The organism is Aliivibrio sp. S4MY1 (genome assembly GCF_028765545.1).
Lineage (GTDB): Bacteria > Pseudomonadota > Gammaproteobacteria > Enterobacterales > Vibrionaceae > Aliivibrio.
Genome location: NZ_JARACP010000033.1, coordinates 1 through 11,583 on the forward strand (window position 1 = coordinate 1; position 11,583 = coordinate 11,583).

General features: G+C 41.6%; 12 protein-coding genes. 11 read left to right on the top strand and 1 reads right to left on the bottom strand.

Features of this window, described 5'->3' with window-relative positions; all coding sequences use genetic code 11:
- The coding region (locus PVK71_RS19740) for an HD-GYP domain-containing protein (RefSeq protein WP_274421042.1) at positions 1-673 on the top strand (673 nt) is incomplete at its 5' end.
- 34 nt (positions 674-707) lie between these two features.
- Here PVK71_RS19740 and PVK71_RS19745 read toward each other — a convergent pair.
- Complete coding sequence (locus PVK71_RS19745; protein WP_274421043.1) at positions 708-1,550, bottom strand: formate dehydrogenase accessory sulfurtransferase FdhD; 843 nt, start codon at positions 1,548-1,550, stop codon at positions 708-710.
- A gap of 133 nt (positions 1,551-1,683) precedes the next feature.
- On the opposite strand from PVK71_RS19745, the gene PVK71_RS19750 reads away from it, so the two are divergent.
- The 10 genes from PVK71_RS19750 (at position 1,684) to PVK71_RS19795 (ending at position 11,479) form a co-directional block, all read left to right on the top strand.
- Complete coding sequence (locus PVK71_RS19750; RefSeq protein WP_274421044.1) at positions 1,684-2,145, top strand: DUF3305 domain-containing protein; 462 nt, start codon at positions 1,684-1,686, stop codon at positions 2,143-2,145.
- A complete protein-coding gene (locus PVK71_RS19755; RefSeq protein WP_274421045.1) occupies positions 2,126-2,686 on the top strand; it encodes a DUF3306 domain-containing protein in 561 nt (186 codons plus the stop codon). Before PVK71_RS19750 ends, PVK71_RS19755 begins: the two co-directional genes overlap by 20 nt.
- A gap of 203 nt (positions 2,687-2,889) precedes the next feature.
- A complete protein-coding gene (locus tag PVK71_RS19760) occupies positions 2,890-4,566 on the top strand; it encodes a 4Fe-4S dicluster domain-containing protein (RefSeq protein ID WP_274421046.1) in 1,677 nt (558 codons plus the stop codon).
- Between the two features lie 5 nt (positions 4,567-4,571).
- Positions 4,572-5,171, top strand: a complete 600-nt coding sequence (locus PVK71_RS19765) for a TorD/DmsD family molecular chaperone (RefSeq protein ID WP_274421047.1) — start codon at positions 4,572-4,574, stop codon at positions 5,169-5,171.
- 79 nt (positions 5,172-5,250) lie between these two features.
- Complete coding sequence (locus tag PVK71_RS19770) at positions 5,251-5,448, top strand: twin-arginine translocation signal domain-containing protein (protein WP_130044540.1); 198 nt, start codon at positions 5,251-5,253, stop codon at positions 5,446-5,448.
- A gap of 12 nt (positions 5,449-5,460) precedes the next feature.
- The gene (locus tag PVK71_RS19775) at positions 5,461-8,316 is read left to right on the top strand and encodes a formate dehydrogenase subunit alpha (protein WP_274421048.1); all 2,856 of its coding nucleotides are present in this window, start codon (positions 5,461-5,463) and stop codon (positions 8,314-8,316) included.
- Between the two features lie 13 nt (positions 8,317-8,329).
- Complete coding sequence (fdh3B, locus tag PVK71_RS19780; RefSeq protein ID WP_130044538.1) at positions 8,330-8,938, top strand: formate dehydrogenase FDH3 subunit beta; 609 nt, start codon at positions 8,330-8,332, stop codon at positions 8,936-8,938.
- Positions 8,939-8,954: 16 nt separating this feature from the next.
- A complete protein-coding gene (locus PVK71_RS19785; protein WP_274421049.1) occupies positions 8,955-9,977 on the top strand; it encodes a formate dehydrogenase subunit gamma in 1,023 nt (340 codons plus the stop codon).
- Positions 9,978-10,212: 235 nt separating this feature from the next.
- The gene (locus tag PVK71_RS19790) at positions 10,213-10,752 is read left to right on the top strand and encodes a GNAT family N-acetyltransferase (protein WP_274421050.1); all 540 of its coding nucleotides are present in this window, start codon (positions 10,213-10,215) and stop codon (positions 10,750-10,752) included.
- Positions 10,753-10,936: 184 nt separating this feature from the next.
- Positions 10,937-11,479, top strand: coding sequence for a DinB family protein (locus PVK71_RS19795; protein ID WP_274421051.1), 543 nt, complete (start codon positions 10,937-10,939; stop codon positions 11,477-11,479).
- Positions 11,480-11,583: the final 104 nt, after the last annotated feature.

Sequence of the window (11,583 nt, forward strand, 5' to 3'; positions counted from 1 at the left end):
GTTATTAATAAGTATCTTAAGTGCCAGCATAGTCATTATCGGTCTTTTACTTATACGAGACTTTTTTGCTAAAAAAACACAGAATCGTCTTTTAACCATGAACGAATCGTTGATTGGTTCATTAGAGATGGCGTCTTTGTACAGTGATGAAGAGACCAGTGAACATAATAAACGGATTAATATTTACTCTGAGCATTTGTCTAATCTTTTGAAGATGCCAAAAGCGTTTGTAGAAGAGATTCGAATGATTGCTTCTTTGCACGATATTGGAAAAATTGGTATTCCTCACTACATCTTGAAGAAACCAGGAAAATTAGATCCTGATGAATTTGATGTAATGAAAAAACACGTAAACATTGGCTATGAGATCATAAAGAATACTGAATTAAGTACAATCACCAAAAATATTGTGTTGTATCATCATGAAAAGTGGAATGGGAAAGGGTACTTACATCTTTCAGGTAAAGATATTCCAATTGAAGCTCGAATAGTAAGTATTGCAGATGTATATGATGCATTAAGACAGAAACGTATTTACAAAGAAGGGTTTACTCATGAAGTTGCTATTAAGATCATTGAAGAAGAAAGGGGGGTATCATTTGACCCTGCGATCGTTGATGTATTTTTGAAGCATCATGAAGAGTTCAGAGCTATTTTTGAGAATAATCAGTAGATAGAATGAGGGGCTAGAATCTAGCCCCTCGATATTAGTCCCTAAAAACGGATTCACCTTTCACATCAAAATTGATTTTTTCGTGACCTGCAAACACTTGGAAACGCTTGCCTTTTGCTCGGGCAATAATCGTAATACCAAATTTCTGAGCTAAATCTAAACCCATTTGCGTTACACCTGAGCGTGAAAGTAGGACAGGAATACCCATCTGAGCGACTTTAATAACCATTTCAGAGGTTAAACGGCCCGTAGTGTAAAACAGTTTGTCATCACCGGTTTCTTGTTTTAGCCATAACTCACCTGCTAAGGTATCTACCGCATTATGGCGACCTACATCTTCCACAAATGAAAGCACTTTATTATCTTTGCACACAGCACAACCATGAACCGCACCAGCTGCTTTGTAAGTATCATTGTGATAAGTCAGTGCTTCTAACGATTGATAAAGATCTGATTGGTTAATCGTTACTTGAGGAACTTGGTAGTTTTCAAGCTGCTTCATTACGTTGCCATACATGGTGCCTTGGCCACAGCCAGACGTAACCGTCTTCTTCTTTAAGTTTTCTTTTACATGCTCAGTGGTTTCTTTGGTATTTACCGCGGCTGTTTTGGTTTCCCAATCAATAATGACGGATTCTAAAAGAGAAGCGTCAGTAACAAAATGCTGGTTTTTTAAGTAGCCTAAAACTAACTCAGCAGGGCGAGCACCAAGCGTCATTAACGTTACCACTTCTTGCCAATTCAACATAACGGTTAAAGGTTGTTCGCAAGCGATCTCTTTTGTCAGTTTTTCGCCATATTCGTCATACACATCAACAGAGATGGTTTGGCTTGGTACAGCACCAGTTGTAATTATTGTTGGTGATGGTTGATTCACGGCAACGCTCCAAAAAATTAATAAAGACTTGATAAACTAGGCAAATATTATACCACTCTTAACAAAATGAAAGGAGTTGGTATAAGGTTTGCTTTAATTTAGATAATTATAATCGACATGACGTAGGTGACTTGTGGGTAAAAAGACAGAAAACCAATGGCCACTTCAATTTGAAGTGATTGAAGAAATCAAACAAGTAGGGCGTTGGAGCGCACCATCATGGCGCATTGGTGACATTCATCTTTATGAGTCAAAAACACAAGCAGCACAAAGCAATGGCATCTTATTTGAACGTGATCTTGAAATATTTTTAGATGAACGAACTGATTATCGTTTTAATTTAAGCTCTCAAGATCCAAAGCTATTTTTTGCCTTTGAAAACGATAATGACGTACTTATCCCTGTGATGATTACCGCTTCGCAAAGCTTGATAGGGCAATACATGGATGGTGATTACGTTGTGTTATCCATTGGAATGCCACTACCAGTACAAGCATGGTTAGAAGCTTTTATCGGCAAAAACGGTGAACTGATAGAAGTTCGTAGAAAGAAACGTAAAGGTGCGGGGCGCGCAAGTGAGCAACTTCCTAAGTAGATGGGCACTGAGAAAACAGAAGGTAAAACAAGGTGAAGAGGTCAGTGATGAGCCTATTCAAGCATCGTCAACACCTGTTATTGAAGCCTCTGTCGATGATGTTGAAACAACATCAATCCTAGAAGAGTCAGAAGTAACGCCTGAGATCGAGCTGCCTACCGAGGCCGATCTAGGTGAAATTACAGGAACCAGTAATGTTAGCCAATTTATGGCAACAGGGGTAGATAAAAACCTGAAAAAAGCGGCATTACGTAAGATGTTTTTGAATCCTGAATTTGCAATGGAAGATGAGCCAAACTACTCAACACCACCAAAGCTGGATAGTGAAACTGCTGCCAAATTAAGATATTGGATGGTAGAGCCTGTTGAAGAAGAAGGCGAGAGCGAGCAAGAATCAGTGGTTGAGCAATTATCAAAAGAAGCATCAGAAGAACAACAAGAATTAACCGTTAAAAATGAAATAATAAACAGTAATGATAATGAATATCAATACGTTACTGGTGACGAAAAATCATCAAGTGAGACAAAAAAGACCATTTAAACAATCGGGACATTTTGAACCAAGGTGAGACAAAATGTCCCGACAAAAAACACATCCTGCCAAATAGTCTAAAAATCACGCATTTTAGCCAATTAATATTTCTAATAATTACCCGTTAAGTTGGTACGGTTATTGCGATGTAGCACCTAGAAACCAGTCAAAGAACTGAATAGGCCCAAATGGGGTCAAGAATAGGTGAAGCAATGTTAACCCAATTTTTAGCACAATCTGAAACAACGAATGCCAAAGCGCGTCAGTTCGCTATTGCGCAAACCGTTGAGTTAAACAACTTAATCCCACCAACGGTGAGCTACGAAAGCCGTGGTAACTTGATCATCATTGGACCTACCAGCATTATTGTTGATGTTGCCGAGCAGTTCTCAGAGCTAAACAGCATCACACTAGTCTCAACCGAATCTGATGCACACGATAAAGAGACTGAAAAAACGGTTTATCACGCTAAAGATCTAAGCATCAAAGGCTTTTTAGGCGCATTTGATGTTGAGTGTACGCTAAATGGTGAGCGCGTTAATCTAGCAAAAGCAACCATTGGTGCCGCTGCATTCGATCTTGTGTTAGACATGAAACTAGACAGCGTAATGTCAGAGCAAGTACCAGTACCGGGTTATTACCCTGTCGGTCGTGGTTATCCAACACTTGCACAAGTACTTGATGAATTGCCAGCTCTTGTTGGTACCTTTGATAAACCAAAATACTTTCGCTTAAATCCAGAGTTATGCGCACACAGTTCACGTGGCGTAAAAGGGTGTGAGCGTTGTGTTGATGCTTGTCCTGCTGGCGCACTAACCAGTGAAGGTTCAGAACAAACAGGCCACCACATTCAAATTAACCCATACCTTTGTCAAGGTGTTGGTACCTGTGCAACGGCTTGCCCGACAGAGGCCATCAGCTATGCATTGCCAGAAGCGGAGAAAACACAAAACTTCGCTACTCGTCTATTAGCAAACTACAAGAAAGAGGGTGGTGAAACACCAATTATCGCCTTCTGCAGTGATCGCCATGAAAACTTTAACGTGATGGCATTAAAAACCATGCCAGATCATGTTATCCCAGTAGTTCTTGATGAGCTTCTTTCTGTTGGTATTGATACCTGGTTCTCTGCTCTTGTTAATGGTGCAGCGCAAGTTCTGTTTATCGCAAGCCGTAGAATGCCAGAAACCATTCAGCGTGTATTAACGCAAGAAGTGGAAATTGCACAGGCTTTCTTATCTCAACTAGGGTTAGATCCTCAACGCATCCAAGTCGTTTATATGGAAGCGTTACACGAAATGACACTTATCGATACGCCATTAGCGGTAATTGAACAACCATTAACGGGTAATAAACGTGCACGCTTAATGGGCGCGTTAGATCACCTCGCTGCTGATGCGGCTTCAAACAACATCGAAATTACTGAAATTCAATCTCTGCCTTCTCATGCGCCTTATGGCAGTGTGAGCTGTGAAACCAAAGATTGTACCTTATGCATGGGCTGTGTTGCGGTTTGTCCAACTCGTGCACTTCATAGTGATCCCGATTCACCAACATTAAAATTCATTGAGCAAGATTGTGTTCAATGTGGCCTTTGTGTCAGTGCGTGTCCAGAAAAAGTATTGAGCATGAAAGTGCAAATGAACTGGAGCCAAACACAGCGTCAAGAAACACAAATCATGCATAAAGAAGATGCCGCTTGTTGTATTACTTGTGGAACGCCTTTCGCTCCAGCATCAATGATTGAAATGCTAAGAGTTAAGTTACAGGGTAACCCTCACTTTAGCGATGAAGCCTCTATCAGTCGTTTATATATGTGTGAAGATTGTCGAGTGAAAGACATCTTTACCGATCTGTCTGCAAATCCAGAAAAACAATTAAAGGTGTAATGACCATGAATGAACAACAACAAGTAAGACAAGAAATCTATGGTTTATTAGCGCATTTATTTCGTATTGCACCAGATCAAATGGTGATTGATTGGTTAAGTACGCTTGAAGTTGAAGGCAATGACAATCATGCGATGAGTCAAGCATGGGTTGCGGTTTCAAAAGCAGCTCAAGAATCAAATCAAGAAGCACTAACTGATGAATACCAAAACTTATTCATTGGCGTTGGCCGTGGTGAAGTGATGCCGTTTGGCTCATGGCACATAGCGGGCGCTTTAATGGAAAAACCGTTAGTTGCACTTCGACAAGATCTGATGCAATTAGGTTTTGAGCGAGCAGATGACGTAAAAGAGCCTGAAGATCATATCTCAGCATTATGTGAGGTAATGGCTATGCTTATTGAAGCGGGTGATGCAGAAGTTCTGCAACAACGTTTCTTTAATCGCCATATTCAACCTTGGTATGTTTCACTGTGTGAGCAAATCAATAATGCAGAAAATGCAGATTTCTACAAATCAGTGACAGGTTTAGTAGAGGCGTTTTTCATTGTAGAACAAACGCGCTTTGCAAAAAATCCAAACGCAATTGAAGTCACAGAAGTATAAAAGTCGTTGTGACTTAAAAGAATTAAAACCATAAAAACAGACGCCCATTCCAAGTACATTGGAAGCAAAGGAGCATTGAATGAGCAATAAAAATACGGACCTAAACCGCCGCACACTACTGAAGGGCCTTGCAACTGCAGCTGCCGCAGGAACAGTAGCAGCAGCGGTATCAGGAACAGCAAGCGCAAACACAGTAACGGATAAAAAAGACGTTGAGAAGAAGGGCGATGGATATCGCGAAACTCAACATATTCGTGATTATTACGATAGCCTATAACGGAGCTTAATAATGAAATTAACTAAACGTTCCGATTCGGTACAAAAGCAAGAGAACCAGCTGGGCATTACACGTCGTATGTTCATGCGTACTTCAACAATTGCTGCGGGTGCAGTAGCAAGTGCAAGCATGTTTGTTCCAAGCATGATGAAAAAAGCACAAGCGAAAGAAGTGCCAGTTGATGCGCCAACAGAAGTGAAACGTACTATTTGTTCACACTGTTCTGTAGGTTGTGGTATCTACGCTGAAGTACAAAATGGCGTATGGACTGGTCAAGAGCCAGCATTCGATCACCCATTTAACGCAGGTGGTCACTGTGCAAAAGGCGCAGCACTGCGTGAACATGGTCATGGCGAACGTCGTCTAAAATACCCAATGAAGCTAGAAAATGGCAAATGGGTAAAACTGTCTTGGGATCAAGCGATCGAAGAGATCGGTAACAAAGCACTTGAGATCCGTAAAGAATCAGGCCCTGACTCAGTGTACTGGTTAGGTTCTGCAAAGCACAACAACGAACAAGCGTACTTGTACCGTAAAATGGCGTCACTATGGGGTACAAACAACGTCGATCACCAAGCGCGTATTTGTCACTCAACCACAGTAGCCGGTGTTGCAAACACATGGGGTTACGGTGCAATGACAAACTCATTCAATGACATGCATAACTGTAAATCTATGCTATTCATTGGTTCAAACCCTGCAGAAGCACACCCAGTAGCAATGCAACATATTCTGATCGCTAAAGAGAAGAATGGTTGTAAGATCGTTGTTGCCGACCCACGTCGTACACGTACAGCAGCAAAAGCGGATCACTATGTTTCATTGCGTCCGGGTTCAGATGTTGCCTTTATTTGGGGCGTACTGTGGCATGTATTTGCAAACAAATGGGAAGATCAAGAATTCATTAACCAACGCGTGTTTGGTATGGATGAGATCCGCACAGAAGTAGCAAAATGGAACCCTGCAGAAGTAGAGCGTGTAACTGGCGTAACAGAAGCAGAAGTGTTTGAGACAGCAAAACTGCTTTCTGAAAACCGTCCAGGCTGTGTTGTTTGGTGTATGGGTGGTACTCAGCATACTACGGGTAACAACAACACACGTGCATACTGTATCCTAGAACTTGCTCTTGGTAACATGGGTAAATCAGGCGGTGGTGCAAACATCTTCCGTGGTCACGATAACGTACAAGGCGCAACGGATTTAGGTGTTCTTTCTGATACGCTTCCAGGCTACTACGGTGTTGGTGAAGGCGCATGGAAACACTGGACTAAAGTATGGGATCTAGATTACGAGTGGGTTAAAAACCGATTCGACCAAGGTAAATACAACGGCAAAACGCCAATGAATAACTTTGGTATTCCTGTATCTCGTTGGGTTGATGGTGTTTTAGAAGACAAAGCAAACATCGAACAAAACGACAATATCCGTGCAATGTTCTACTGGGGTCACGCAGTAAACTCACAAACACGTGGTACTGAGATCAGAAAAGCAATGAGCAAGCTGGATATGATGGTTATCGTCGATCCATACCCAACCGTTGCAGCTGTAATGAACGATCGTACCGATGGCGTATACCTTCTTCCTGCAACAACGCAGTTTGAAACGCACGGTTCTGTAACCGCATCAAACCGTTCATTCCAATGGCGTGAGCAAGTAATTCAGCCATTGTTTGAATCAAAACCTGACCACGAGATCATGTACCTACTGACTAAAAAGTTAGGTTATTCAGATCAACTGTTCAAAAACATCAAAATTGATCAGAACAACCAACCTGTAATTGAAGACATTACCCGTGAATTCAACAAAGGTATGTGGACAATTGGTTACACAGGCCAAAGCCCAGAGCGTATTAAAGCGCACACAATGAACTGGCATACGTTCCACAAAACAACGCTAGAAGCAGAAGGTGGACCTGTAAATGGTGAAACCTACGGTCTTCCTTGGCCTTGTTGGGGTACACCAGAAATGAAGCACCCAGGTACGCATATCCTTTATGATACGTCTAAACCTGTAGCGCAAGGTGGCGGTAACTTCCGTACCCGTTTTGGTGTGGAATATGAAGGTCAAAGCCTACTTGCTGAAGACAGCTACCCAGTAGGGTGTGAAATTGAAGATGGTCACCCAGAATTCACTGACAAACTGCTTAAGCAACTTGGTTGGTGGGACGATCTGACTGCGGCTGAAAAAGTAGCAGCAGAAGGTAAAAACTGGAAAACCGATTTATCTGGCGGTATTCAACGTGTTGCAATTAAACACGGTTGTATGCCATTTGGTAATGCAAAAGCACGTGCGATTGTATGGACGTTCCCTGACCGTGTTCCACAACACCGTGAGCCGTTATACACACCACGTCGTGATTTAGTTGCTGATTACCCAACATGGGATGACCGCGCGGCTAACTTCCGTATTCCAACATTGTACAAAACAATTCAAGACCAAGATAAGTCAAAAGAATACCCAATTATTCTGACGTCTGGTCGTCTGGTTGAGTACGAAGGTGGCGGTGAAGAAACGCGTTCAAACCCATGGCTTGCTGAGCTTCAACAAGAAATGTTTGTCGAAGTTAACCCGAAAGACGCAAATGACATTGGCTTTAAAGACGGTGACATGGTTTGGGTTGAAGGCGCAGAGAAAGGTCGAATTCACGTTAAAGCAATGGTAACACGTCGTGTTAAACCTGGCTTAGCGTTCGTACCATTCCACTTTGGCGGTAAATTCCAAGGTGAAGATTTACGTAGCAAGTACCCAGAAGGTACTGACCCATACGTAATCGGCGAAGCAGCAAACACAGCAACCACTTATGGTTATGATCCTGTAACACAAATGCAGGAAACCAAAGTGACACTATGTAAAATCACGAAAGCGTAAGGGGTGATATAAAATGGCTAGAATGAAGTTCTTATGTGACACCAAGCGTTGTATTGAATGTAACGGCTGTGTCACAGCATGTAAAAACGAAAATGATGATGCGCTAGAGTGGGGTATCCAACGTCGTCGCGTAGTAACACTAAACGACGGTGAGCCGGGTGAAACCTCAATCTCAGTTGCATGTATGCACTGTACCGATGCGCCTTGTATGGCCGTTTGTCCTGCGGATTGTTTTGAACACACAGAAGATGGTATCGTACGTCACAATAAAGATCTTTGTATCGGTTGTGGTTACTGCCTATTTGCTTGCCCATTTGGTGCGCCGCAGTTCCCTAAACAGGGTGCTTTTGCTGAGCGTGGCAAAATGGACAAATGTACGTTCTGTGCTGGTGGCCCGGGTGTAGAACCAGGTTCACAAGAAGAGCGTGAAAAATACGGTGCAAACCGTATTGCAGAAGGCAAATTACCAATGTGTGCTTCTTTATGTTCGACTAAAGCGCTGCTTGCTGGTGATGCAGAGAAAGTATCTGACATCTTCCGTCAACGTGTTGTAGAACGTGGCGCAAAAGACGCTGGTTGGACAGATGGTGAAGACTTATCGTTTGATGCGACTAAGAGCTAATCCAGTGGAGAGAGTGATGTTTACACAATTAAAACGTCTTTCTCTTTCGTTATTGCTGCCATTATTGGCAGCATTAACGCTTTCATTTGCTGTACCTAGTATGGCAAATGAAAGCACAGCGAATAAGAGTGCAGAGAAAGAAATGACCCAACTTGCAGGCGCTGATTTTTGGCGTGAAGTAAAGGCCGGTCAAGAAGGTTATACAACGTCTCAATCACCAGAGCATGGTGTACTTATTAGTACCGCAGGTGAAACGTGGTTTGTACTAAAAGAAAAGTGGATGTCACCATTAGGTGCTCTTGCTATTTTTGGTAGTTTAGTAATGGTAACACTAGCGTATTTCGTTGTGGGTCCATTAAAACTAAGTAAACCAAAAACAGGCCGTAAGATCAAACGCTGGTCTCGTATGGATCGTGCTTTACACTGGAGCATGGCATTTACATTTTTAACGCTAGCATTTAGTGGTTTATGTTTAGTTTATGGTAAACACTTTTTAAAACCGGTTTTACCAAGTGAAATCTGGGGCATGATTATTTATGCTGCGAAGCAATATCACAACTACATGGGACCGATCTTCTTTATCCTACTAATGTGTGTACTTTTGAAATGGTGGAGAAAATCTATTTTCAACAAGACAGACATTCAATGGTTCATGAAAATGGGCGGCATGGTAGGCAAACACAAAGGTTCGCACCCATCAGCTGGTTTCTCAAATGGTGGTGAAAAAGCAATTTACTGGCTATTAATTATATTTGGTACTGTTGTTGCTTTTAGTGGTTTTGTATTAGATTTCCCAATCTTCGGCCAGCTACGCCGTGACATGGAGCTATCTAACCTTGTACATATGCTATCAGCACTTATCTTGATCTGTGGTTTCATCTTCCACATCTATATCGGCTTGTTCGGTATGGAAGCGGGTCTAGATGGCATGGTAACGGGTGATGTTGATGAGACATGGGCAAAAGAGCACCATGACTTATGGTATCACGAAGTGAAAGACCTTCCTGAAAACCAACCACAAGATAAGAAAGTAGACTAAGTTAGTTAATTGCTTTTATTGTCATAAATTCAAAAGCCGAGCAGGGTAACTTGCTCGGCTTTTTTGTGCCTAATGATTGGAAAAAGAGAAACTCGATCATTTATAGTTAATATTATCAATAGGTTGAGTTTTAACAAAAACTAGAACTTAAAGGCAAAACAAAAAGAAAAACATGAAATCTACCTAAGAATGAGTATGATATACGCAAGATAAATACCACCTCAAAGGATGACTTATGTTTACAGTGGAAGTTGATAGTGAATTGAAATTGGCACTTATTGAGTCATCTTTTGCGAAAAAGTACTTTGAAATCGTATCGAACGAAGAGACCTATTTATCTCAATGGCTCGCTTGGCCACCACACGCAAAATCTGAGGATTTCTTCTTACGCTTTGTACGTAAATCATTATTGGATTATGCCGAAGGTAAAGGAATGGTTTGTGGCATGATTTATCAAGGTGAGTTAGTTGGTAATGTCAGCTTCAACACGATTAATCATAATTTAAAAATGGCTGAGATTGGTTATTGGCTTAGTGAGTCTTATCAAGGTAAGGGCATTATTACTCGTTCTGTGTCTAAGTTAATCGAGATTGCTTTCACCGATCTACAGCTTGAGATAATTCAAATAGCAGCAGGCGAGCACAACCTACCAAGCCGCAAGGTTTGTGAGCGTTTGGGTATGACATTAGAAGGCATTATTTCTAACCGAGAAAACCTGAATGGCCGCATTATCAATCATGCTGTTTATGGTTTATCAAAGAAGCCTGTGAGCTAACCGCATAAAACGCCACGTTGTCGTATAGCATGAATGCACCTACTAATGTTATGTGCTGTATCGTGTTGATTTATTTGAGTTTAGAAAAAGGCTAGATGCCTTAATAGAATAACTAGCGACAAATGTGGTAGGGAACTATAAGACATTTTGTCGTAGAAAGAGCGTTATGTACTTTGGAGGTCAAATGGATTTATCCTCAAATTTCAGAATGTTGGCGCTGTATAATCAGCGAATGAATAAGCAATTACTTGGTGTTTGCAGTAAGCTGACTCATGAGCAGTTGCACCAGGATACCAACTCATTTTTTCCTACAATCATGGCTCACTGGAATCATATCTTGTTTGGTGACTTGATTATGCTCCAGCGCCTTGTAGCAAATGAGTTAGTATCAGTTGAAGCTACAGTTTTAGATAAATTACCCGTTTCTAAGTCAGTTTCTGACACGTTCGCTTCGAATCTAGACGAACTCTCTGAATTACGAGAGCTAGTAGACTCGATCTACATTGAAATCACTAATCAGTTTACCGCTGATAGCTGTAACCAAATAGTCAGGTATACGACAACAGAAGGGCAGGTGATTGAAAGGACCGTTGGTGAGTTTTGCCAACATATTTTCAATCATCAAACTCACCATAGAGGCCAGCTTACCTGTTTGCTAAGCCAGTTTGGTTTAGACTTTGGCTGTACAGACCTGCCTATGATCGTGCCAGAGGGAGCACGTACATAACAAGCAATTTAAGAGGGATTCTCAATGCTTGGCATTTTTGCTTCTACTTCAAATTTAGTGTTTATAGCACAATGCTTTAGGTGTTGCTGGAGGCGTTGTTCACC